The sequence below is a fragment of the Croceitalea sp. W27 genome, from assembly GCF_055693185.1.
Genome location: NZ_CM146327.1, coordinates 2,123,960 through 2,149,605, shown reverse-complemented (window position 1 = coordinate 2,149,605; position 25,646 = coordinate 2,123,960). Strand labels below are relative to the sequence as shown.

Sequence of the window (25,646 nt, the reverse complement as noted above, 5' to 3'; positions counted from 1 at the left end):
ATAAATACTATCTTTGCACCCGCCTTAATGGCTCGTACACAAACCATACGCGTAAAAATGAAGAAGTTGAAGGGGTTTTTTATTCCTTTCTCAGGATTGAAGTTAGGAAAACACGAGTTTGAGTACACAATTGATAATACGTTCTTTGAATCTTTTGGTTATGAAGAGTTTAATTCATCTTCAATTAACATAAAAGCTATTCTTGATAAGATGAACACGATGATGGAATTGGATATCATCGCGTCGGGCAGTGTTAATGTGAATTGTGATCTTACCAGTGAACCATACGATCAAGAAATCGAATCAGATTTGCAACTGGTCGTAAAGTTCGGGGAAGAATATAATGATGAAGACGATGAGATTTTGATTCTACCTCACGGAGAATACCAAATCAACATTGCTCAATATGTCTATGAAATGCTGGTTTTGGCGGTTCCACAAAAAAGAGTGCACCCCGGGGTACTTGATGGAACATTAAAATCTGAGGTTTTAGATAAGCTTGAAGAATTACAACCAAAAGAGATACAAGAAAATAAAGAAGATACAGACCCGAGGTGGGACGGACTAAAAAAATTATTAACGGATAAATAGGCAACAATGGCACATCCTAAAAGAAAAATATCAAGAACAAGAAGAGACAAAAGACGTACACATTATAAAGCGGTTGCACCAACAATTGCGAAAGACTCTTCAACAGGAGAAATGCACCTATACCACAGAGCCCACTGGCACGAAGGTAAATTGTACTATAGAGGGCAAATCCTTATAGACAAAACAGAGGAAGAAACTGCTGCGTAAGTAAGCTCTATTTTTAAAAAATAGCGACTCCCGATGTAATTATCGGGAGTTTTTTTATGGACTCAACTCAATTTTAAAAACGAACGATTTTAAAGCGAAAAGTCGTAAAAAATCACTATTTTTCACCACTTTTTGGTCTATTTTCATCTTTTTTGACAAAAAACGGACACTAGCATGACAAAAAAAACAGCAGCAATAACAGCTGTGGGAGCTTATCTCCCAGATTTCATCTTAACCAATCAGCTATTGGAGACCATGGTAGATACCAATGATGAATGGATTACCAGTAGAACCGGAATCAAGGAAAGAAGAATACTTAAAAAAGAAGGGGAAGGAACATCATACTTGGCCATAAAAGCGGCGGAAGACCTTTTGCAAAAACAAAACCTTGATCCATTAGAGATAGACTTGGTTTTGGTGGCGACCGCAACACCAGATATGATGGTTGCTTCAACGGCAGCCTTTGTGGCTTCTGAGATTGGTGCTACAAATGCTTTTTCCTATGATTTACAAGCTGCATGCTCTAGTTTCTTATATGGAATGTCAACAGCATCTAGCTATATAGAATCAGGCAGGTATAAAAAAGTGTTATTGATAGGAGCCGATAAGATGTCTTCTATTATAGACTATACAGATAGAACTACATGTATCATTTTTGGAGATGGGGCAGGGGCAGTTCTTTTTGAACCTAATGAAGAAGGTTTAGGCCTGCAAGACGAATATTTAAGATCAGATGGTATAGGGAGAAATTTTCTAAAGATGGATGCCGGAGGTTCAATTTTGCCCGCATCTGAAGAAACCGTAAAAAACCGTCAGCACTACGTCTTTCAAGATGGTAAATCGGTGTTTAAATTTGCCGTATCTAACATGGCAGATGTATCTGGCAAAATTATGGAACGTAACAATTTATCTCATGATGATGTGCAATGGTTGGTTCCGCACCAAGCCAATAAAAGAATTATAGACGCTACCGCCAGACGTATGGGGGTAGAAGATAGCAAGGTAATGATGAATATTCATCGTTATGGCAATACAACCTCGGCAACACTGCCATTACTTTTGGCCGATTATGAAAATCAATTAAATAAAGGAGACAATCTCGTTTTTGCCGCTTTTGGTGGCGGATTTACCTGGGGGTCTATTTATTTAAAATGGGCATATTAACTAACTAGAATAACTAAATCAAATTCAATGGATATTAAAGAAATTCAAAGCTTGATCAAGTTTGTTGCCAAATCTGGCGCAAGTGAAGTGAAGTTGGAAATGGAAGATATCAAGATTACCATTCGTACCGGTGATCAGTCAAGTTCTCCAGAGACAACTATAGTGCAACAAATACCTATGGCTCAGGCTCCGGTAGCTGCTGCTCCACAAGCTCCTGCCGCACCCGAAGCCACACCGGCCGCTCCAGCTGCTGCTGCCTCTGATGATTCAAAATATATCACCATTAAGTCTCCAATCATAGGTACTTTCTATAGAAAGCCTGCGCCCGACAAACCTAACTTTGTTGAGGTTGGCAAAGAGATACAACAGGGCGATGTGCTTTGTGTGATTGAAGCGATGAAACTTTTTAATGATATTGAATCTGAAGTTTCAGGAAAAATTGTCAAAATATTAGTTGATGATTCTTCTCCGGTAGAATTTGACCAACCTTTATTTTTGGTTGACCCATCATAATTTTAAGTTTAGAAGTTTGAAGTTTAAAGTTTAAAGCAAACGCTTTCAAACAAATAAACTACTAAACGGTAAACTCTTAAACTAAAAGAATATGTTCAAAAAAATATTGATTGCCAATAGGGGGGAAATTGCACTTCGTGTGATACGAACATGCAAAGAAATGGGTATCAAAACGGTGGCGGTTTATTCAAAGGCCGATGAAGAAAGCTTACACGTGCGTTTTGCCGACGAAGCAGTTTGTATTGGCCCTGCGCCAAGTAGCGAATCGTATTTAAAAATCCCAAATATTATTGCAGCGGCCGAAATTACAAATGCAGACGCGATTCATCCGGGATATGGATTCCTTTCCGAAAATTCGAAGTTTTCAAAAATCTGTTCCGAGCATGATATAAAGTTTATCGGCGCTTCTGGTGATCAGATAGACCGAATGGGAGACAAGGCTACGGCCAAAGAAACAATGAAAAAAGCCGGAGTGCCATGTGTTCCTGGTTCAGATGGTTTGCTCAAAGATGTAACAGACGCAAAGAAGACAGCCAAAAAAATGGGCTATCCCGTAATGATAAAGGCTACTGCAGGTGGTGGAGGAAAAGGAATGCGTGCTGTTTGGAGTGAAGAGGAAATGGAAGATTTATATAATAGTGCTGTACAAGAAGCTTCTGCGGCTTTTGGTAATGGTGCTATGTATATGGAAAAGCTAATTGAAGAACCTCGACACATCGAAATTCAGATTGTTGGTGACCAGTACGGTAAGGCATGTCACCTTTCTGAGAGGGACTGTTCGGTACAAAGAAGACACCAAAAGCTTACCGAAGAAACCCCATCTCCTTTTATGACCGACAAGTTAAGGGATGACATGGGGAAAGCCGCTGTAAAAGCCGCTGAATATATTAAGTACGAGGGAGCTGGAACAGTAGAATTTTTGGTAGATAAGCACCGAAATTTTTACTTCATGGAAATGAATACACGTATTCAGGTAGAGCACCCGATTACGGAACAAGTTGTTGATTACGATTTAATACGTGAGCAGATTTTAGTAGCTGGTGGTGTGCCAATTTCAGGAAAGAATTATTATCCGAAACTCCATTCGATAGAATGCAGAATCAATGCGGAGGATCCCTATAACAACTTTAGACCTTCACCAGGTAAGATTACTACATTACATACCCCAGGAGGCCATGGTATACGTTTGGACACTCATGTTTATAGCGGCTATATTATTCCACCAAACTATGATTCTATGGTGGCAAAATTGATTACTACGGCACAGACTCGTGAAGAAGCTATCAATAAAATGCGCCGTGCTTTAGATGAGTTTGTAATTGAAGGTGTTAAAACGACCATACCCTTTCATAGACAGTTAATGGATGAGCCAGATTATTTGGCGGGTAATTATACTACCAAATTCATGGAAGATTTTGAAATGGATGAAAAATATGACTATTAAAACAAACCCCGATCTTTCGGGGTTTTTGCTTTTATGGAATTAAGTTATTGGGAATATAAGACATGGCTTTCGAACATAGATTTTACTATTGTGGGGAGCGGTATCGTTGGCCTTACGACTGCGGTTCATCTTAAAAAGCGTTTTCCTAAAGCGAAGGTTCTTATTTTAGAAAGAGGGATGTTACCACAAGGTGCGAGCACAAAAAATGCGGGCTTTGCCTGTTTCGGCAGTGCTTCTGAATTGCTCTCAGACTTAAAGACACATACAGAAGATGAGGTGCTTCAATTGGCAAAACAACGTTGTGAAGGCATACAGAAACTTCGAGAATTAGTAGGCGATAAGGCACTCAACTTTGAGCAATATGGAGGGCATGAACTTTATTTGCAAAAAGACGTTGAACAATTTCAAGAATGCAGAGAAAAACTATCTTACCTAAACAAGCTTTTACTACCAGTTTTTAAAGAAGGAGCTTTTGAGCAACAAACAAACACTTATAATTTTGAAGGAATTATACCTTCTTATATTACCCAAAAGTTCGAAGGTCAAATAGATACGGGAAGTATGATGACAGCACTTCTTCATATTGCCAATAAAGAGGGTATTCTTATTCTTAATTCGGTAAACGTAGAGGACTTTTTTGAAAATGAAGATAACGTTTCTATAAAAACAAGTCAGTTTGAATTTTGTACTCAAAAACTCCTAATTACTACGAATGGTTTTGCTTCCCAATTCTTAAATGAAAATGTAAAGCCGGCAAGAGCACAAGTGTTAATTACCAAACCAATTTCTGATCTAAAGTTAAAGGGGACCTTTCATTTTGATGAAGGCTATTATTATTTTAGGAACATTGATAACAGAATCTTGTTCGGGGGTGGCCGAAACTTAGACTTTGATGCTGAAGAAACGACCACATTTGGTAGAACAAAATTGGTACAAGAGCAATTGGAGCAGTTTCTAAAAACGGTCATACTACCCAACTCCGTTTTTGAAATAGAACAACGTTGGAGCGGAATCATGGGTGTGGGAAACAAAAAGAAACCAATTATCAAACAGGTATCCAACAACGTCTTTTGCGGTGTTCGCTTAGGCGGTATGGGTATCGCCATTGGAAGTCTAGTTGGAAAAGAGCTCGCCGATTTAGTTTAAACCTTTCTGCCGTCCAATAGATTTACAATTCTTGAACCGTAGGCGGCATTTTTTTCGGAGTGGGTCACTTGTATAATAGTAACACCATCTTCTTGGTTTAATTTTTTGAAAAGCTCCATGATTTCCTCACTTTGTTGCGAGTTTAAATTCCCGGTAGGTTCATCTGCTAAAATTAGTTTCGGATTTGCAATTAGGGCACGAGCTACACCAACAAGCTGTTGTTGCCCCCCGCTCAATTGAGCCGGGAACAAATCTTTTTTACCCACAATATTAAAACGGTCCAACATATCGGCAACCATGGCTTTTCGTTCCGCGCCTTTGTACTTTTTATATAACAAAGGCATTTCTAGGTTCTCTTGAACCGTAAGCTCATCCAATAAATGATAAGACTGAAAGACAAAGCCTATATATTCTTTGTACAGATTAGCTCTATATTTTTCTTTGAGTGTATGAACTGATTCATCTAAAAAATTATATTCTCCCTCATCAAAAGTATCCAACATACCAATTACATTCAATAGTGTGGATTTACCTGAACCTGAAGGCCCCATAACCGAGATAAACTCTCCTTCTTCTACCTGTAGATTAATGTCTTTTAACAGAAAGATTCTTTGACCTCCTGAATTGACCCATTTGAAAATATTATTTAGTTGTAGTAGCATAGTATAATTATTTTAATTTTTATTCTTCTCTAAGTGCCTTAACAGGATTTTTATTGGCCGCATTAATCGCTTGACTTCCAACGGTAAACATCGCAACTGATAAAGCCGCTAACCCTGCCCCTATAAAGTAGCCCGCATGTAATGGTATTTTGTATGCAAATTGCGACAGCCAATCTTTTGCCAATAAATAGGCTATTGGTAGTGCAATCACCATTGAGATTAGCACTAATTTTACAAATTCACTAGACAACATTATTGTAACTTGAGATGCTGTTTGGCCAAGAACTTTTCGAATGCTTATTTCCTTTTTTCGTCTTTCTGCTGAAAAAGCCGCTAACCCAAAAAGACCTAGGCAAGATATTAAAATGGCCATTCCTGCAAAATATTTGGATAAAGTAGCTACTCTTTGTTCAGATAAGTAGAGTTGTTGGTATTGATTGTCCAGAAAGCGAAAATTAAATTCTAATCCGGGATTGAATTTATTGTACAATTTGGTTAAAGCTGCTATGGTAGCTTTTTCTTCACCTGCCTTTATTTTCACCACTAAATTACTTACCCATTCTGTTCTACATAATAATGCCATTGGGGCAATCTCTTGATATAATGATTGAATATTAAAATCTTTTACAACACCAATAATTTCTCTGTTTGGTCCGCGCATATTTATAATTGTTCCTATAGGATTTTTGAGCCCCATTAGTTTTACCGCTGTCTCATTCAGTATAATTTTTGAATCGTTATCAGGCTTTTCTTTGACATAAGACCGACCTTCTTTTAGTTCTATGCCCATGGTTTCTATAAATTCTGGACCAACATGTGCATGTCTAAAAGTTATCTCTTTATCTTCTTCATTTTGCCCGGGCCATGTATGGCCCCGAGATGAATTACTGAAATTAGTCATACCACCCTGCATAAAAGAGGCATTAACTACCCCAGGTAGCTGTTTTGCTTCTTTAATAAAAACTTCCATGTTGGTAATAAGTCCATCTTGACGCTCAAAAATCATCACATTGTCCTTATTAAAGCCTAGGTTTTTTGACTGAATATAATCGAGTTGCATATAGATTACGCTCACCGCAACAATTAGTAATAGCGAAATACTAAATTGAAAAATTACAAGACCTTTTCGAATAAAAAGCTCTCCGAACGAAGTGCGTATCTTTCCTTTTAAAACTTTAACGGCACTGAACTTAGTTAAATATAAAGCCGGGTAGCTCCCTGAAATTAAACCTGTCAATAGGGTTATACCAATAATTGTAAAAATCACTGAGCCTTCGATTGCAAAGACTAATTCTTTACCCGTTAAATTATTAAACCAAGGCAAAATCAATAACACAATAAAATAGGCACTAATTAAAGAAAAGAATGACAGCAACAAAGATTCGGTAAGGAATTGAAAAACAAGCGACTTTCTGCTTGCTCCCACTGCTTTTTTGATTCCTACTTCTTTTAATCTTCTTGATGCTCTGGCCGTTGAAAGGTTCATAAAGTTGATGCAGGCTATTAAAAGAACAAAGAGTGCTACTATAGAAAAAAGAATCACGTAGGTTATTCGCCCCCCAACTTGTTTTCCATTTTCATAGCTTCCTTTTAGATAATTATCACTGTACTTAGTAAAAAATACCTGCTCATCAACATTTTCATTTTTCTTTTTAATAAAGTTGGCCATTTTACCATTAAAGGCCTTAATATCTACATTAGGTTTAAGCAATGTGTAAATACTAGAACTGTTGCTATACCAGTTGATGTAATCTGGATTTCGGTACTTTAAAAAGGTTTTATACGGCAGTACAAAATCGAACTGTTTTGAAGAATTTTTTGGTATTTCAAAAACACCAGTAATGGTAAATACATCATCTATTTCTTCTTCCCCTTCCTTTAAAGCAATAGTCTTTCCTATTAAATCAACATCTGGACCAAAAAACCTACTGGCTAATTTTGAAGAAATCACCACAGAACTCACATCTGACAACACTGTGTTTTTATCCCCAGAGATTAAGGGAAAAGAAAAGACCTTAAAAAAATCGTCACTTGCCATATGCCCAAAGGCACTTAATTTTTTTGTTTCGGTTTCTAGTCTTGCATTACCGTCAAACTCATATATAGCCACGGCCATTTCAACTTCAGGCACCTCTTCTTGCAATGCCTTAAGCATTAAGCTAGAGTTTGAAGTAAATGTGCCAATTGCTCCTTGACCAATGGGGACATTTCTTCGAACTTGATATAAAGACGCTTCATTCTCATGAAACTTATCAATCGAAACTTCATTGAAAACCCATAAATAGACCAATAAGACACAAGTTAATCCTGTGGATAAACCTACTAGGTTAATTAAGAAACTGCTTTTGTGCTTTCTAATGTTTCTCAAATACAATAAAAGATTGTGCTTTAACATGTTTTAATTTTATATAGTGATGGCTCAAAAAGTATTTTATTCATCCCTTAAAGAATCTATAGGGTTTTGCATTGCAGCTCTGATAGTTTTAGTACCAATAGTTAAAAGTGCTATCAGGACTGCCGTTGCTCCAGAAATAACAAACAAGGACCAATTTAGATTCATATGATAGGCATAATTCTGCAACCATTCTTTACCTAACCACCACGCTATTGGACTGGCTATTATAAAAGCAATGAATACTAATCGAAGAAAATCTTTGGTCAATATATAGGTTATGGAAGATACACTTGCACCGATAACCTTTCTAATTCCTATTTCTTTAGTGCGTTGTGCAACTATTAAAAGTGACATAGCAAAAAGACCGATACAGCTTAAAATTATTGCTATAATAGAACCTGTGGTAATAAGTGTTGCCATAGTTTTCTCCCTTCTAAAAGTTCGGTCCACATTTTCATCTAAGAACGAGCCCAAAAATGTTGCATTTGGCTCTATCTTTTTATAAGCCGCTTCTATTGACTCAACAGAATTGGCCATGTTTACCGGGTTTACTTTTACAAAGGCGTAGTTTAAACCTTCCGTTCTATCTAAAAGAAAGGTAAGGGGTTCTATGGCCTTCGAAACATCTTGAAAATTATAGTCCTTTACCACGCCTATAACAGGGTAAGCCAAGGTGTCGTTAATAGCAATTTTAGCTTCTAAGGGGTTCTTTTCACCAAGCTCTTTTGCCATACTTTCATTTATAACTACCGCCTGAGCATCCGTCTTTCTATTAATTTCGAAGTTTCGCCCTTGAAGCAACTCTAGCCCCAAGGTTTCTATGTAATCGTAATCGACAACCAAGGCGTTGGTATTAACACTTTTGCCTTTATAATCAAAACCCCATACACTTGTATATTGGCTTCCGTCCCTTCCTCTTCCAAGGTTGATGTCTGAAGCGCTGATTCCTAAAATATCAGGGTTTCCAGAAAGCTCTTGGCGCAATAATTTTATAGCATCGTAGCTGTTCTTTTTTCCGTTAATAGGAAAGGAGAATACTTGTTCCTTATCATACCCTAGATCTTTATTGCGCATAAATTCTACCTGACCCCATAACACTAAAGTGCCACTAATGAGCAATATGGCAATACCAAATTGCACTACTATCAATGCATCACGCAACCTATTTCCTCCAGAAGTCTCCAGTTTTCCTTTTAAAGATTGAATGGTACCAAGGCGACTTAGCAGTAAAGCCGGGTAGCCACCAACTATCAGTGTAATGGCAAATATCAAAACGATTGCGCCCACTAGTACTTTTGAAGAAAGGAGCACTTCGAAAGAAGCGCTGGTTCTAAAAAGAGCCTGAAAATTATCTAACAACAGAATACTGAGAAGAATGCCCACACCTATCGAAACGGTAAAAACCAAAAGACTTTCTCCCCAAAATTGAAAAAATAACTGTCTCTTTTCTGCCCCTAAGGTCTTGCGCATACCTATTTCACGTAATCTTTGTGAACTTTTGGCGATACTCATATTAATAAAGTTGACACAGGCGATAAATAAAATTAAAAAGGCCACCCCTAGAACAAGATAAACACTGGTGCGGCTGGTTTCGGCAACGCCCGTATTAAAACTGGTGAAATGAATCTCTTTTATGGGAAGTAGACCTAGTTGAAGAAATTGTCCGTTTGCATCTGGTAATGCACCATCACGTTTTAGTTTTTCAATCGAGTTTTTATAATGAAGATTGGTAAATGCATTGCTGTTTTTTTCAAAAGCCTTGGCCGAAACCCCTTTTTCTAATTGGACCAACACATCATGATATTGAGCCCCCCATCTTTCTTTGGTTGGCACATATGACGCATTTTTTTCAAAAGGTATTGCAATTTCAAATTCTAATGAACTTTCGTTAGTATTCTCTTTTGTAACAGCTCTTATTGTAAAGGGTTCTTGTTTTCCATTAATTAAGATGTTGACAACTTTGTCTATAGGATTCTCATCACCAAATAATTTACTTGCTGCAGCTTCTGAAATGACTACTGATGATAAATCTTGTAGTGGATTGGTTTTATTTCCTTGAAGAATAGGCAGGGTAAACATTGAAAAGAAATCTGGAGCTACCCATACAGCGTCTAGATTGATTTCCTTTTCCTTGTAGAACAGCAAGGCATTCTCTTCAAGAAATTGAGTGATTTTTTGAACACCTGGCACCTCAGACTTTAACGCTTCGGAAAATGGGGTGGGCATACTTGTACCAATCTCTGTACCTTTTGGTGTCTGCCAGGTAATGTAAGTTTTATAAAGTTGGTCTCCGTTTTCATGAAAGCTATCATAAGAAAGTTCATTAAGGGAATCCATAACCAACAGGGTAGCCACAGCAAAGGCAACGGATAAACCTACTATATTTATTGAAGTAAACAGTCTGTTTTTCCAAAGATTACGCCAGGCGATTTTCAAATAGTTCTTAAACATGATTGTTGTTTTTTGATTGATTGTTACTCGTCTCTTAAAGACTCTACAGGGTTTGCAATGGCAGCCTGAAAACTTTGCCAGCTTACGGTTAGTAAAGCAATAAATAGCGCTACAATTCCGGCCAATGCAAAAACCCACCAACTTAATGTAGTTTTATATGCAAAACCTTCTAACCATTTGTTCATAGCATACCAAGAAATTGGTAAAGCAATAACAAAAGCAAGACCTACCCATTTCACAAAATCTTTATTTAATAGGGTAAGTACTTGAGCTATGGTAGCTCCATTTACTTTTCTAATACCAATTTCTTTTTTACGCTGAACTACCGTGTATGATGTAAGACCAAATAGCCCCATTGAAGCAATTATAATTGCTAGAAATGTGAAAATTTGAAATGCTGTGCCAAAGGCCTTATCTTCTTTATATTGAGCTTCGAACTTTTGATCTAGAAAAATATAATTAAAGGTACTCTGTGGAAAAACTTGTTTCCATTTGGCTTTTATCTGGTTTATCGCAGGAGTAAATCCGGCAGTAGATGTTACGGATGGGTCTAGCTTTACCAGAACATTGCTCACTTCTCTTTGATATCGTATGACCATTGGTAATACCGGACTTTTTAAACCAAAATGATAGTAATCTTTAATAACACCAGAAACCCGCCAATCATTATTGCCCCAGAAACTAATCGTTTTATTTAAAATATCTTCTGGTGACGAAATCCCCATAGTTTTCAGGAAAGTTTCATTCACTACAACTTGATTGCCTTCCCAATCCGATGAGGGTAAAAATGTTCCTCCAGCTAAAAACTCTATATCGACCAAGTCAAAATAATCAGGTTGGGCATGGTAACTATAGAATATCTTTTCATCTTTTCGTGTTCCGTCGGGTAATTCAATTCCTCGTGTTGATGATAGGTTGTCAAAACTATCACCAGGATAGGTTTGCGCTATTGCGGTATTTTTAACAAAAGACAAAGTTTTAAGTTCTTCCTTTAAAACCTGAAAATCGTTTACCACTAAAGAGTCTGCTTTTGATGTCACTACAGAACCTTTTAATGCAATAATTTGGTTCACGTTTGCGCCAATAGGTTTACTTTCTAAAAAGTTGATTTGTTTGGTGACAACAATAGTCCCGATTAATAAAATAATGGTCGCTAAAAATTGTGTTGTAATTAATCCTTTTCGAATATTTAACCCTTCAGCAGATGCCCTTACCTTTCCTTTTAAGGCTTTTGCCGGCGAATACCTACTTAGTAATACAGCTGGGTATAGACCAGCTAATAGCATCCCTAAAAGGATGAAAGCGAAGTATGGTAAAAAATCTATTATATTAGAAAAAGTAAGACTCAATTCTTTAGAGGTAATAGCATTATATGTGGGCAAAAGAATTAAAACCAGAAGAACTGCAAAACCTATCGCAATAAAATTTAGCAGCGTAGACTCCATTAAGGATTGGATAATTAATTGCGATTTTTGCGCACCTGCAACTTTTCTAATCCCGGTTTCTTTTGCCCGCTCCATCGATTTTGTTGCGGAAAGATTCACATAGTTTAACCACGATAGTATAAGGATTATAAAGGCAATAGCCGACAAAAACTTAATGCGTGTAGCACTTCCATTTACAGAGACTTCATAAGGTTTGTTAGAATATAAATGGATAGCCTCAATAGGTTCTATGTTATGTCTTTCTTCTTCATCTTCTTCAATATCACTATCAATTATTTTTTGGCGAAGAAGATCAGTATTAGTATTTGGAGCCAACTTTAAATAGGTATAATAATTATTCATGTTCCAATTGAGCTCATGGGCCCTTGGCCCCCAATCTGTCCAGGTTTTTTCGGTCTCATATGAAATCAAGAAAGAATTTCTATAATGGGCCGTTTTTGGAACATCTTCCATAATACCAGTTACGGTGAGCACTGCTTCTGTGCCTGCTCGATAAGCTGAGATCGTTTTTTGTATCGGATTTTCATTACCGAACAATTTTTTAGCGAATGATTTTGAAAGCACTATGGAATAGGGTTCAGCAAGTACTGTTTCTTTATTTCCTTTAAGTAAAGGGTAACTAAAAATATTAAAATAGGAGGGGTCTGCCAGCGACCCAAGAGGCTCTTCTAAAATTCGGTCTCCTACCTTAAAGGTCATCTTCTCAAAATAGTAGAAACGTACATAATCCAAGACTTCTGGAAATTCTTTCTTTAAAGTAGGGCCAGATAAATTATAGGTCATAGCGTCCCCAGGGGCGAAGGTGTCCCCACCTTCCAAGTAATCCATATAAGTTCTATACACATTCTCCGAACCTTTAAATTTGTCATAGCTATTCTCATAATTTACATATAGCATTATTAATACAAAAGAGGCGATTCCAATAGCTAGACCAAAAATGTTTATGAAAGAATACAACTTGTTTTTGAAGAGATAACGCGTTGCAATTTTTAGAAAAAGCTTATACATAAAGTGTTTGTTTGTGTTAGAAATACCTAGATCATTATCAAAAGTCTATTTTCATGCCAAACACATAAAGTATTGAAAAACAAATAACTGTAAAAATAAATAAAATGAGAAGTGTAAATTTTTTGGACAGGTTTTGTATAATATGTTTACACTTAAAATCTTTTAAACTATTCTGACCTTAGACTATTCACGGGATTTTGATTAGCCGCTTTATAGCTCTGAAAACTAACCGTTAATAAGGTCAGTAGAATGACCGCCCCACCAGATAAAAGAAACATCCATGGGCTTAATGAAATCTTATAGGCAAAACCTTCTAACCAAGTGGTTACCGCAAAATAGGATAATGGCATAGCTAAGATAAATGCCACTAGTAACCATTTTATAAAATCGTTGTTAAGAAGCACTAGTATTTCTGTCTTGCTCGCGCCGTTTACCTTTCGAATTCCTATTTCTTTATATCTACGCTGCGCTAACATCAAGGCAAGGCCCAATACGCCCATTGTGCAAACAAAAATTGAAATTAACGCAAAAAGCAAAATCAGTCTTTTCTGGAGTAATTCTGTTTTATAAACATCCCTGTAAATGGTATTCACTTCTACATAATCTAAAGGATATTCTGGAAATAGCGTGCTCCACACATGCTGCATGCTTTGAATAACTTCATTTTTAGATTTGGAATTATAGGAAATTACAATACTATTTAACCAGCTATTTTCCCTCTTAAATAGTACCAGAGGCTCCACCTTAGTTTGCAATCCCGATAAATGAAAATCTTCGACTACCCCAATAATTTTACCCTGGGGAAGTTCCACACCAGGCACTGGAGAGAGCAATTGAAATTCTTTACCTACTATAGCTTGAGCATCTTGAAAACCTAAATGATGTAAAGCACTTTCATTGATAAGATATTCCCCATTACCGCTTTCATCCATATTATCATTAGTAAAATTTTCACCACCCAAAAAGGTAAGTCCAAATACATCAGCAAAAGAGTAATCCGCCGCAAAAACTCCAATTGTATTAGTATCTTGTTCAGATTTGGGAGCATCTTGGAGCGTATAGGAAAACATATCATGTGTTTCGCTTCCAGGAGTATCCATCATTGCGGAGACAGAAGAAACCCCACTTTGTTTTAACAATTCGGTTTTAAAGAGGCCAAAATCTTTTTGAATTTCAGAATGTACCAAAGGCAAACAAACGATGTTCTCCTTAGCGCCCATGGCTTTGTCTAGGGCATAATTTGTCTGTTTGGATATAACCAGTACAACAACCAACATTATAATTACAAGGCTAAACTGTGTGACAAGCAAAACTTTGTGCGTTTTAGTTTTTCCTTCGTTTCTTAATTTTTTTTGAAGAGATACACGCCTCAAACGATTTTTTAATACCGGTTGTAAGCCTGCAAAAATCATGAGCATACTAGATATGCTAATCGTTAGCGCTATAAATAACCAATTATTCTCAATGAGATCGATCTGGTAGTTTTCATAAATCAAGGTATTAATGGGATATAGTAATGCGAGCGAAAAAACTATTGAAAATAGTATGACTAAAGCACTTTCAATTAAAAAGTAGCTACCCATGATTCGCTTGGATGACCCTAAAATTTGATTAATTGCCAAAAAAGTTGATAGGTAACCAGACATTCCCAGGTTTAGACTTGCAAAATTGCTCAATGCTATCAGTAGTAAAATTATCCCTGCAATTACTAGAACCCATATGTTGGACAGAGAACTATTTGGTTCAATTTCACGAAACAGATCAGACTGCAAATGAATATCAGTTATGTTCATTAAGTGAGCTGCAACCTCAGTTTTATCTGTCGTATTATCATTAGTAAATACATCTGCTAGGGCAAGAGATAATTTTTCACCTACAGCTTTAATATTTGTGTTTTCCGCTAAAAGTAAATATTGATAGGCCCAGCCCTGAATTTTGTCTTTCCCGGGCATAAATAAAATATCAGGATGTAGATGACTTTGTTGTTTGGGGTTTTCCATTACCCCCATGATTTGAAAATCAGCTTTTGTAGCATTAAAATGACCTTCTGGTAAAGAGATTACTTTACCAATGGGATTACTCTTTCCAAAAATATTTTCTGCAAGTGATTTTGAAACCACCACCGAACCTGGGTTCTGAAAAACGGTTTTCGTATCGCCCTTTAGTAATGGAATATCAAAAAGCTCAAAAAAAGAGTCATCAACTGCAAAGCCTTGATTTATTGCATAATATTTTTCTTGGTGCCGTATAAGCTTACCACGAATTGGTGCTAAGCGCACAAAATGTTCAATTTCGGGAATTGCTTCTGTTAATGAAGGCAGTTCTTGAGCGGCAAAAAAACGTGCAAAATGATTGTGCTCTAAAAAATCTGGACTAGTAGCAGTTAACCGATAAATATTTTCTGCCTTAGCATACTGCCTATCATAACCTAATTCATTCTTAATAAAAAGTGCAATAAATATGATTCCACATAAACCAAGTGCTAGACCAATAACTTTAATACCGTTTAAAACAGGTCTTTTTTTTATGTTCCTTAATGCGTATTTTATTAGCATAAGATGAATTTATATATTTTATTCCGTACGCAAACTTTTGACAGGGTTTACAATAGCCGCTTTAATACTTTGGTAGCTTACAGTTATTATGGCAATCGATATGGCTATAAGCCCAGCGAGCGCCAAGATCCACCAACTGACTTCAATTCGATATGAAAAATCTTGTAACCACTTGTTCATTGCGTACCAACCGATGGGTAATGATATAAATATGGCAACACCTACAAGTTTTAGAAAATCTAAGGTAAGTCGATATGAAATTTGGCCAACACTAGCCCCTAAAACTTTTCTTACACCGATTTCCTTGGTACGTTTTTCTGCATTAAATGCGGCCAACCCGAATAAGCCAAGGCAAGCAATAAAAATGGAAAGAACTGTAAAAACAATAAAAATTCGCCCCAATCTTTGTTCGGCCCGATACGTATTATTAAACGACTCATCCATAAAACTATAAGCTAAAGGTTGTTCAGGAATATTTTTATCCCATACTTGTTCAATTGCAGCTATTGTATTAGAAAAATCCCTTCCACTGAGTTTGACGGCCAAGTTTCCTGTTGAGGTTCCTAATCTCAGGCTTAGTGCGCCAATGTCATCTCGTAATGTTTCAAAATGAAAGTTATCAACGACACCAATTATGGTATAAAATTCGCCATTTTCATCTCCTATATCACTAGATACTCTTAAACCTAGAGCCTCTTTGGCACTTACACCTAAAAGTGACGCCGCAGTTTCATTTATTATTATTGCTGTAGAATCCGCTGTCCGTTGTGGACTAAAATCGCGTCCTGCCTTAAGTTCAATACCTAAAGTTTTTAAATAGTCGTAGTCAACAAGCCATCGCTGCATGTTAACGGCATCTTCTTGATTATTAAAACCTTCTTTAAAATAAGTGTAATCTGATCTTGAAGATGGTGTTGGCAAAAAACTGCTTATTGCAGCGCTTTCAACTTGAGCGAGTTTTTGCACTTCTTGCTTAATTACATCGCCTTTTTCCCTTGCGCCATAAAAGTCTTGAACGATTAAAATCTGATCTTTTGAAAAACCCAATTCTTTACTTTGTATATAATCGAGCTGGTTAAATACTACAAGTGTACCTACTATTAAGAACACAGAAATAGCAAATTGAAAAATTACTAATGAGTTACGAATATTACCTCCGCCTACACTTGATTTACCTAACCCTTTCAGAACTTTCACCGGAATAAATCGAGACATAAAAAAAGCAGGGTACCATCCTGAAAATAAGCTTAATACAACTGTTGAAAAAAGTACAACTAACCAAAAAATCGGATTGAGATAGGGTATACTTATTTCTGTTCCTGCAAGCTCATTAAAAAAAGGCATTACAAAAATTGCGATTACAATTGCTGCCAAGAGCGAAATAAAAGAGATAAGTGCAGACTCTGTTAAGAACTGTCTTATTAAACCAGATTTATTTGAACCTAAGGTTTTTCGAATACCCACTTCTTTGGCCCTCTTTAAAGAATGGGCAGTAGACAGATTCATAAAATTTACACTTGCCAATAGAATTAAGAACAACCCGATAAAAGAAAGAATGTAAATGTTTTGGATAGATCCATTTGCGCTCAATTCAATATGAGCATCTGAATGTAAGTGTATATCTGTTAAAGGGATGGAATAATAATTCACATAGTTTCCCGAGGCCCTAAAGTCTTTTTCTGTAATCCCTGGATAAATGTTTTGCACCCAAGGAATTAGATAATCTCCAACAATTCCTTGAAGCGGAGCTTGAAAATCTTCAATTTTTGCACTTGGAATAAGCTTAATAAAAGTAAAATAGTTATGGCTCCCCCATTCATTTTGTTGGGCATCTTCATAACCAGACATGGCCATAAAAATGCTGTGATCACGCAATAAAGAGTTTTTAGGTAAATCATTAATTACCCCAGTGACGGTATACGTATCTGTATTGTCAAGAACTAGTTCTTGCCCCAATGCATTGTTAACCCCAAAATGCTTTTCTGCCGCTGTTTTGGTAAGTATTAGGGTATTTGGTTCTTTTAGCGCAGTTCTGGTGTCGCCAACTAGTAAATCAAGACCGAACATTTTAAAGAAGTTGGCATCGGCATACGCAGAATGGAGTTCTTTAGTATTATTTTTTGCAGCACTTTTACGTAAAAGAATACTTCCTAAATTTCTAATTCGGGTAGCCATTTCTACTTCCGGAAAGTCATTTTCCAATACTGCTGCCATAGGTGCAGCTGTTTCAGCAGATATATTTTCATCTCCACCAAATTTAATATCCGCATTTATCCTATGAATGCGGCTGGCGTCAGCGAACATTTTATCATAGTTCAACTCATTATGAATATATAATGAGATTAGTAAAACACCGGACATACCTATGGCAAGACCAAAGATGTTTAATGAAGTAAAAAAGGGCTGTCTTTTAAGACTACGCCAGGCAACTTTTAGATAATTTTTAAACATGACCAATTCGTTTTTTGATTGATATGTAATTGAAATCTAATTTTATGCCATTATTTAACTAGTTGCAAATCAAATATTTAAAACAATCACCTAATTATAGACTGTAAATTTTTTTTACACCTTATGTATAATTAATTTACAAGGCTATTCTGTTCTTAGACTTTTTACCGGATTCCGTTTTGCTGCCTTAACTGCTTGATAACTTACCGTTAGGAATGCGATAACCAATGCTGAAAGACCGGCTAATGCAAACACCCACCACGAAAGGTCTATGCGGTATGCGAAATCTTGAAGCCATTGATTCATGGCGTACCATGATATGGGAATAGCAATCAAGAGCGAAATGCCTACCAACTTTAAAAAGTCTTTTGAAAGTAAAGCGGTAATACCACTTACAGAAGCCCCTAATACTTTGCGGACTCCTATCTCTTTGATTCTGTTCTGAGCCATATAACTAGCCAAACCAAATAGCCCTAAACAGGAAATTAGAATGGTTAAAAGCGTAAAAAGACTAGCGAGTTTTTCAAAGCGTTGTTCACTAACAAAATTTCTGGCATACACTTGGTCCACAAACTCATAATTAAAAGGATATGTGGGATTTTGGTTTTTAAAAATAGTTTCAATTATTGCCAAATTATCTGCAACATTTTGGTCTGAATTTAACTTAATGTGAATAGTATTTAACCACCATTGGGCACCTTGAATAATCATTGGCTCAATTTTTTGAAAGGGGGAGTTGAACACAAAATCTTCCACTACACCTATCACCTGCCAATCGGTATTGTTATCTTTAATGATTTTTCCCAGTGGGTCATCGAAACCCATCAAACTAACGGCTGCCTCATTTAAAATAACCCCCGTAGAATCCGTAGGATATCTTTGTAAATCAAAGTCTCTACCTTGTATTAAGTTTAGTCCCAGTGTCTTAACCACATCGGCATCAGTACTCATACGGTGGACCAAAGTTTTATTCTCAGGATTCTTTCCTGGCCACTCTATACCCCAAGAATTGCTCCAACTTTCCGTTACCCTACTACCCATTCTTGAAATGGATGTAGCGCTCCCACTTTTTAAAAGTTCGGTTTTAATGGTTTCGTAGCTTTCTTCTATTTCGCCTTCAATAGTTATGGTGATTAATTGGTCTTTGTTGTAGCCCAATTTCCGATTTTGAACAGTATCAATTTGCTGCCTAATAACGATAGTAGCCGTAATTAAAATGATGGCCACGGAAAATTGGATGACTACCAATACCTTTCTAGGAGTTACGAGCGTATTGATTTTTTGGAAAGTTCCCTTTAATACTGAAGAGGGTTTGAAGGAAGACAGATATAGAGCAGGGTAGCTTCCCGCTAGAATTCCTGTAAACAATACAATTCCTAAGATAGAGAGATATAACCAGGGATTTTTCCAATTAATGGAAAGCTCAATGTTTATTAATTCTGAAAACCATGGCAGTACCGATATGACCGTTCCCAAAGCAACAATTGTAGCTAGAGTACTGATGAGAATAGACTCTCCCAAAAATTGCCAAATCAATGTATATTTTCTAGCCCCAACAACTTTTCGAACGCCTACCTCCTTGGCTCGCTTTTCACTCCGTGCCGTGCTAAGATTCATAAAGTTAATACAGGCAATCACCAAAACGATTACTGCAATTAGGGCAAACAGCCTAATGATATCGATAAGTCCACCTGTTTCTATACCGTTTTCAAATTCAGAATATAAGTGTGACCGAGTGTAGGGATAGAGATAAGTAATCATATTGGGTGATTCTCTATCGTATTTCTCTCTGAGGGTTGAAACCTTCTTAGAAAAAGCATGATAATCCACGTCCTCCTTTAACAGGACGAAAGTACCGACCGAGTTGTTGTCCCAATATTCATCATCCCAATTGCGCTGTTTCAAATAGGACCACGGTATTAAATATTCAAATCTGAAGTCTGAATTTTCAGGAAGGTCTTTAAGAATTCCACTTATCTTAAAAGAATCCCTGTCATCCATTTCAACCACTTGTCCAATAGCTGGTTCGTCACCAAACATCTTTTTGGCGAAGGATTCTGTCACCACTAAACTGTTTACATCTTCGAGAACCGCTGTTATGTTTCCTTCTATCAATGGAAAACTAAAAATCTTTAGGAAGCTAGGGTCTACTATAGTACCCGTTGATTGGATACTCTTGTCGCCCTGACTAAAAAGAAAATTGAAATTGTAAAAATATCGGGAGACTTCCTCGATTTCTGGATAGTCTTTTTTTAAAGTAGGAGCCATCACTTTTGGAGTACTGTTCCAAGTCCATATTTCTCCGTCTACAGGATACTTATTGTACACCTGATAAATTCTATCCTTCTTTTCATGGAATTGGTCATACCCAATTTCGTAGTTAACCCAAAGAAGTATCAGGGCAGAAACCGTTAGACCTATTGATAAACCAAAAATATTCAGTAGCGAAAAGCTCTTATTTCTAAGAAGATTCCGCCAAGCGATCTTTAGATAGTTTTTAAACATGATTACTTTTTTTGATTGATATGTAATTGAAATCTAATTTTATGCCATTATTTAACTATTTATAAATCAATTGTTTAAAATAATCATCCAACTATAGACTGTAAATTTTTTTTACACCTTATGTATAATTAATTTACAAGGCTATTCTGTTCTTAGACTTTTTACCGGATTCATCATTGCTGCCCGGATGGATTGAAAACTTACCGTAAACAAGGCAATTGCTATCGCTAGTAATCCGGCGATAAAAAATATAGACCAGCTTATGTTTATACGGTACGCGTAATTTTCTAGCCAACCATTCATCACCCAATAGGCTAAAGGAAAACTTATCAAAAGAGAAACTAAAACAAGCTTTACAAATTCCTTCGATAACATTTTGGTGATATTAAATACACTGGCCCCTAAAACTTTACGAACGCCGATCTCTTTTTTGCGCTGTTCTGCCATAAAAGCAGCTAATCCAAAGAGCCCTAAGCAAGCAACAAATATGGCTAAGCCACAGAATAAAAGCCCCAGAGTTGCCGCTTTTCGTTCTAAGGAATAGAAACGTTCAAGATTCTTGTCTAAAAAGACGTATTCAAAACCTGATTCTGGTACAACTTCTTTAAACTTTGCTTCTAGTTCTCCCATAATAACCGGTAATGAAGCACTATTAAAACGCACCAAAGCAAACGATTTGGCTTCTGATTTTCCATTATGGAAAGCGTATGCTCCAATAGGTTCGTGTAGCGATTCAAAGTTAAAATCATCAATTACACCAACTATGGTGGCATTATCCCTAAAACCGCCTATCAAGACTTTTTTACCTACAGCATCTTCTACAGAATAACCTAAGTATCGCACTGCTTTTTTGTTTAAGACAACATCAATTAAGGTGTCATTTTCTTGTTTTACACTTGGCAGCATTTTACCTGATAACAGTTTTAACTTGAGCAAATCAATAACTTCGGCATCAACACGATTGGTACTTATCTGTAATCCGTTTTCATCTTGCTCATTTTTAAAAAGCATTCTTCCACTTACCGTAACCCCAGGGAACCCTTGCGCCATGGCAGTATTGGTTACATTACTTAAAGACTTGAACTCTTGTACCAACGCTGTTTTCTTTGCTGTTTCGTTAATGGCCATGGTAGAAATAGCGACCGTATGTTCAGGTTCATATCCTAATTCTTGATTTTGTATTAATTGTAATTGCTTATAAATGGTAATAACACCAACAATAAGCATCACAGAGGCAGCAAACTGTAATACTACCAGCCCTTTTCTAATATTCACAACGCCTCCTGCCTGTTTTATTTCTGGATTAAGAATCGCTTTTGGAGAAGAACGCGACAAATAAAATGCAGGATATGACCCCGAAATAAGCGTTGTGATTGCCCAAAAAACAAACAAGCCAATCACTAATTCTGCTTTAAACAATAAAGAAATATCGAGCTGTTGTTCCGTAATGGCGTTAAAAATTGGAACGGTAACAACCGCTAATACTACTCCAATAACTAAAGCAATAAACGTTATTAAACCTGTCTCTGCATAAAAACGAACAATCATGCTTTTAGATGATGCTCCAAGTGTTTTGTTAATACCAACATCTTTTGATCGTTTTTGAGACCTGGCAGTCATTAAATTCATATAATTGACACAGGCTATTATTAGAATTAATAAGCCTAGAATGGATAAGTTTTCTATCTCGCTAATATTACCGACTCTGTTGGTATACGAATTAACGTAATTTGAGGAATACAAATGAACTTTCTCTAAAGGCTGCAAGGATAGTGTAAACCATTGCCCCTCTTTCGCTACATTTTTATCTAAAATAGCTTGCATTTGCAATTCTGTTGCTGCGACAGAAGTGTTTTTTTTAAGCTGAACATAGGTTTCAAAACTAGAGTTGCCCCAAGTAGGGTTTTTTGCTGCCCAAGAAGAACTAAAAGACCCTATAACATTACAATGCAAAGTACTATTCCCCGGGAAATCTTTAAATACACCTGTTACTTCTAGTTGCTTTTCATTGTCTACCGTGATTGTTTTGCCCAAAGGATTGTTGTCGCTAAAATATTTTTTAGCAGTACTTTCTGATAAAATCACGGTATTAGGTCTATCTAAAGCAGCATTGGAATTCCCTTTTACAAATTCCATATTAAAAATGGAAAGTAAATCAGGGTCACACCAATACAATTCTTTCTCTAAAAAGTTAGATTCATCGATTTTGATAAATGCGGTCTGCCCAAAATCATGTTTTAGCATGCAAGAGGCGTAAGCTATATCAGGAATATCGGATTTTAATGCCGGAGCTAATGCAGCCGGCGCAGTGCAAAACACCTGATTACCATAAGATTCGCCCGTGTGAATAAGGGTCCTATAAATATCATCTTTGTTTATATAATCTGTGTCATAGCTCCGTTCATAGGCAATGAACATAAATAAAAGTATCGTAATCGCTAAACCCAAAGAAAGGCCCACAATATTTATAACCGAAAACATACGGTTAGCTTTCAAATTTCGCCAAGCTAATTTTAAATGATTTGTAATCATGATTCTCGTTTTTTGATTTTGATTAAACTCAACATAGAATGATTGTGTTTTTTATTCCGTTCTTAAGCTTTTGATAGGGTTCTGTAAAGCGGCATGTAATGACTTATAGCTAATGGTAGCAAAAGCGATCAGCATGGTAAATATGGCTGCCAAAGCAAAAAACCACCACTTTATTGTTATATGATATGCGAAATTTTCAAGCCAGCTATTCATCAAATAATACCCCAATGGAAATGCCACTAAAAATGAAAGTCCGATAAGTTTTAAAAAATCTTTTGAAAGCATTGTAACAATTTGATAAACCGAAGAACCTAAAACTTTTCGTATACCTATCTCTTTAAAGCGTTGTTCGGCAGTAAAAGTTACAAGACCAAATAGACCCATACAGGCCACTAAAATGGTAAGTATCGCAAAAATGTTGAGCACAGTTCCCATTTTTTGCTCAGCAACATAGGTGTCTCTATAAGACTCATCTAAAAGGGCGTAACTAAAAACTTCATCTGTGTTGAAACCATTCCACAATTGTTGTGCGTCTGCAATAAGGGCTTTCATATTTGCTGTTTTTGCCCGCACAACAAGACCCCCGGCAGAACCATAGTTCATAATTAAGGGTTCTATGGTTTTATGAAGTGATTCATGATGAAAATCTTTTACTATTCCAATTACGGTCACTGTTTCATTTCCGTTGTCAGTTGCTCTTTCAAAGCTTTTTCCTAATGGATTTTCACCAAGACCGAATGCTTTTACGGCACTTTCGTTTATGATGACCTTGTCTTGTTCAAAACCAAAATCATCTGAAAAATTTCGACCCTCTAACAAGGTCATGCCCATTACATTCATGTATGCACCATCAATATCATACTGCATACTTCTTCTAATAAATTTGCCGTTTTTATAGATTGGAGATACTGAATTATTGGAAGGGCCTGCCGGAACAAATCCTGATACGCTAACGCCTGCTACTTTTGAATTTTTAAGCAATTCATTTTTAAGGGCATTTCTTTTGTTTTCTCCAAGAAGATAGGCATCCCTAAGAACCAATATTTCGTTCTTATCGTAACCTAGACTTTTGTTTTGAATGTAAGACATCTGTTGATTTACCACTAGTGTACCCAATATTAATGCTGCCGATATTACAAATTGAAAAACTACCAGCCCACTGCGTAAACCTTTTGTTCTGCCACTGCCAGAGAATTTATTTTTTAAAGCTGTTACGGGTTTAAATGAGGATAGGAAAATAGTGGGGTAGCTACCAGCCAAAAGACTTATGAGTAAAGTGGCTACCAATAAAGCCGAGATAAGCTTAGGGGTTACCAAATAGGATAATTCAAGTTCTTTTCCTGAGATTGTATTGAAATAAGGTAGTACAATGGCCACTAATACTACGGCAAATAGCATTGCCATAAGTGTTGCCAAAAAAGACTCCATTAAAAACTGATTTGCAAGCTGCTTTCTGCGTGACCCCAACACTTTACGAATGCCTATTTCCTTTGCTCTTTTAGAAGCTGAAGCGGTTGAGAGATTCATAAAATTGATACAGGCGATGAGCAGCATAAAAAGTGCTATGGCACTGAAAATGTAAACGTATTTTATATCACCGCCTTCTTCTAAAGAGGATGCTTTGGTAAATTCTGAATTTAGGTGAATACTGGTCAAAGGCTGTAAAAAGAGACCTATCGGGTTTTCTTTGCTGAACTCGGCGAAAGAAATACCTATTTCTTCTTGAAGTTGAGGCCCCATATTTTTTTCTACGACCCCTGGTAATTTTGATTCTAAATCGCTTTGAGAAGCTCCCTTTTCTAGCTCTAGATAGGTATGAAAATTACCTTGAGTCCAAGAATTACTATTAGCGGCAGATAAACCTTGCATAGAAATAAAGGCGTCAAAATGAAAATGCGCGTTTTTAGGAATATTTTTCATCACCGCACTAATTTTATAAGGCTGACTTTCTTCGTTTAAGGATAACGACTTACCGATCGGGTCTTCTTCTCCAAAATACCTGAATGCTAATTCTTCGGTAACTACAATAGCATATGGAGCGTCTAAAGGATTTTTGTATGTGCCTTTAATAATGGGCATTGTAAAAACATCAAAAAAGTTTGGATCAACATAGGCCAGGCTCGTATTGTTAAATTTGACCTTGTTATAGCTGATACTGGGATTGTGAATTTTTTGTAAACGCGTAGCATCTAAAACTTCTGGAAAGACTTCCTTTAATGTTTGGGCAACAGGAGCCATTACTACCGCCTCCCTAATATCTTCATTTTCAATTTTAGCTTTGAGCACAACCCGGACGATTTCATCCGCTTTTTCATTGAAGGTGTCATAGTTCAATTCGTCTACAACAAAAAGCATTATCAGCAAACAAGAAGCTATACCTAAAGTGAGACCAATAATATTGATAGCGAATATTCCTCTATTCTTTCTAATGTTTCGCCAGGCTACTTTTAGATAATTTTTAAACATGACCGATTCGTTTTATGATTGACTTACGAATTAAAATCGATTACCATGCCAAGCATATAAACAATTGATAATCAATTATATAAAAATAAACCATTGTGTTAGTGTGTAAAT

At 36.6% G+C, this 25,646-nt stretch carries 15 protein-coding genes; 6 read left to right on the top strand and 9 right to left on the bottom strand.

All coding sequences use genetic code 11. From position 1 onward, the window contains the following. Positions 1–57: 57 nt before the first annotated feature. The 6 genes from ACZ1GR_RS09705 to ACZ1GR_RS09680 all read left to right on the top strand — a co-directional run bounded on the left by ACZ1GR_RS09705 (position 58) and on the right by ACZ1GR_RS09680 (position 5,065). Complete coding sequence (locus tag ACZ1GR_RS09705) at positions 58–591, top strand: YceD family protein (protein WP_472608792.1); 534 nt, start codon at positions 58–60, stop codon at positions 589–591. 6 nt (positions 592–597) lie between these two features. Next, complete coding sequence (gene rpmF / locus ACZ1GR_RS09700) at positions 598–798, top strand: 50S ribosomal protein L32 (protein ID WP_377767013.1); 201 nt, start codon at positions 598–600, stop codon at positions 796–798. A gap of 174 nt (positions 799–972) precedes the next feature. Beyond that, positions 973–1,962 (top strand): beta-ketoacyl-ACP synthase III, encoded by a 990-nt coding sequence (locus tag ACZ1GR_RS09695; protein ID WP_472608791.1) that lies wholly within the window; start codon positions 973–975, stop codon positions 1,960–1,962. Between the two features lie 27 nt (positions 1,963–1,989). Beyond that, a complete protein-coding gene (gene accB / locus ACZ1GR_RS09690; RefSeq protein ID WP_377767015.1) occupies positions 1,990–2,475 on the top strand; it encodes an acetyl-CoA carboxylase biotin carboxyl carrier protein in 486 nt (161 codons plus the stop codon). 91 nt (positions 2,476–2,566) lie between these two features. Beyond that, positions 2,567–3,919, top strand: a complete 1,353-nt coding sequence (gene accC / locus ACZ1GR_RS09685) for an acetyl-CoA carboxylase biotin carboxylase subunit (RefSeq protein ID WP_377767016.1) — start codon at positions 2,567–2,569, stop codon at positions 3,917–3,919. A 33-nt stretch (positions 3,920–3,952) separates the two neighbouring features. After that, a complete protein-coding gene (locus ACZ1GR_RS09680) occupies positions 3,953–5,065 on the top strand; it encodes an NAD(P)/FAD-dependent oxidoreductase (RefSeq protein WP_472608790.1) in 1,113 nt (370 codons plus the stop codon). Here the strand turns inward: ACZ1GR_RS09680 and ACZ1GR_RS09675 are convergent. From ACZ1GR_RS09675 to ACZ1GR_RS09635, 9 genes are all read right to left on the bottom strand, one after another. Next, the gene (locus tag ACZ1GR_RS09675) at positions 5,062–5,727 is read right to left on the bottom strand and encodes an ABC transporter ATP-binding protein (protein WP_472608789.1); all 666 of its coding nucleotides are present in this window, start codon (positions 5,725–5,727) and stop codon (positions 5,062–5,064) included. The two genes, ACZ1GR_RS09680 and ACZ1GR_RS09675, sit on opposite strands and share 4 nt — an antisense overlap. A 19-nt stretch (positions 5,728–5,746) precedes the next feature. Then, positions 5,747–8,122, bottom strand: a complete 2,376-nt coding sequence (locus tag ACZ1GR_RS09670) for an ABC transporter permease (protein ID WP_472608788.1) — start codon at positions 8,120–8,122, stop codon at positions 5,747–5,749. Between the two features lie 36 nt (positions 8,123–8,158). Next, complete coding sequence (locus ACZ1GR_RS09665) at positions 8,159–10,573, bottom strand: ABC transporter permease (protein ID WP_472608787.1); 2,415 nt, start codon at positions 10,571–10,573, stop codon at positions 8,159–8,161. Between the two features lie 23 nt (positions 10,574–10,596). Then, a complete protein-coding gene (locus ACZ1GR_RS09660) occupies positions 10,597–13,026 on the bottom strand; it encodes an ABC transporter permease (protein WP_472608786.1) in 2,430 nt (809 codons plus the stop codon). 167 nt (positions 13,027–13,193) lie between these two features. Continuing rightward, a complete protein-coding gene (locus ACZ1GR_RS09655; protein ID WP_472608785.1) occupies positions 13,194–15,581 on the bottom strand; it encodes an ABC transporter permease in 2,388 nt (795 codons plus the stop codon). An 18-nt stretch (positions 15,582–15,599) separates the two neighbouring features. After that, a complete protein-coding gene (locus ACZ1GR_RS09650; protein WP_472608784.1) occupies positions 15,600–18,032 on the bottom strand; it encodes an ABC transporter permease in 2,433 nt (810 codons plus the stop codon). 144 nt (positions 18,033–18,176) lie between these two features. Continuing rightward, entirely contained in the window at positions 18,177–20,537 is a 2,361-nt protein-coding gene (locus ACZ1GR_RS09645; protein ID WP_472608783.1) for an ABC transporter permease, read from the bottom strand. A gap of 141 nt (positions 20,538–20,678) precedes the next feature. After that, positions 20,679–23,069: an ABC transporter permease gene (locus ACZ1GR_RS09640; RefSeq protein ID WP_472608782.1), complete on the bottom strand. Its 2,391-nt coding sequence runs from the start codon at positions 23,067–23,069 to the stop codon at positions 20,679–20,681. 51 nt (positions 23,070–23,120) lie between these two features. Further along, complete coding sequence (locus tag ACZ1GR_RS09635) at positions 23,121–25,535, bottom strand: ABC transporter permease (RefSeq protein ID WP_472608781.1); 2,415 nt, start codon at positions 25,533–25,535, stop codon at positions 23,121–23,123. Positions 25,536–25,646: the final 111 nt, after the last annotated feature.

What these genes read in the sequence shown, in the direction of transcription:
- ACZ1GR_RS09705 (WP_472608792.1), top strand. Translation starts at nt 58, where the DNA reads ATGAAGAAGTTGAAGGGGTTTTTTATTCCTTTCTCAGGATTGAAGTTA.
- rpmF (WP_377767013.1), top strand. Translation starts at nt 598, where the DNA reads ATGGCACATCCTAAAAGAAAAATATCAAGAACAAGAAGAGACAAAAGA.
- ACZ1GR_RS09695 (WP_472608791.1), top strand. Translation starts at nt 973, where the DNA reads ATGACAAAAAAAACAGCAGCAATAACAGCTGTGGGAGCTTATCTCCCA.
- accB (WP_377767015.1), top strand. Translation starts at nt 1,990, where the DNA reads ATGGATATTAAAGAAATTCAAAGCTTGATCAAGTTTGTTGCCAAATCT.
- accC (WP_377767016.1), top strand. Translation starts at nt 2,567, where the DNA reads ATGTTCAAAAAAATATTGATTGCCAATAGGGGGGAAATTGCACTTCGT.
- ACZ1GR_RS09680 (WP_472608790.1), top strand. Translation starts at nt 3,953, where the DNA reads ATGGAATTAAGTTATTGGGAATATAAGACATGGCTTTCGAACATAGAT.
- ACZ1GR_RS09675 (WP_472608789.1), bottom strand. Translation starts at nt 5,727, where the DNA reads ATGCTACTACAACTAAATAATATTTTCAAATGGGTCAATTCAGGAGGT.
- ACZ1GR_RS09670 (WP_472608788.1), bottom strand. Translation starts at nt 8,122, where the DNA reads ATGTTAAAGCACAATCTTTTATTGTATTTGAGAAACATTAGAAAGCAC.
- ACZ1GR_RS09665 (WP_472608787.1), bottom strand. Translation starts at nt 10,573, where the DNA reads ATGTTTAAGAACTATTTGAAAATCGCCTGGCGTAATCTTTGGAAAAAC.
- ACZ1GR_RS09660 (WP_472608786.1), bottom strand. Translation starts at nt 13,026, where the DNA reads ATGTATAAGCTTTTTCTAAAAATTGCAACGCGTTATCTCTTCAAAAAC.
- ACZ1GR_RS09655 (WP_472608785.1), bottom strand. Translation starts at nt 15,581, where the DNA reads ATGCTAATAAAATACGCATTAAGGAACATAAAAAAAAGACCTGTTTTA.
- ACZ1GR_RS09650 (WP_472608784.1), bottom strand. Translation starts at nt 18,032, where the DNA reads ATGTTTAAAAATTATCTAAAAGTTGCCTGGCGTAGTCTTAAAAGACAG.
- ACZ1GR_RS09645 (WP_472608783.1), bottom strand. Translation starts at nt 20,537, where the DNA reads ATGTTTAAAAACTATCTAAAGATCGCTTGGCGGAATCTTCTTAGAAAT.
- ACZ1GR_RS09640 (WP_472608782.1), bottom strand. Translation starts at nt 23,069, where the DNA reads ATGATTACAAATCATTTAAAATTAGCTTGGCGAAATTTGAAAGCTAAC.
- ACZ1GR_RS09635 (WP_472608781.1), bottom strand. Translation starts at nt 25,535, where the DNA reads ATGTTTAAAAATTATCTAAAAGTAGCCTGGCGAAACATTAGAAAGAAT.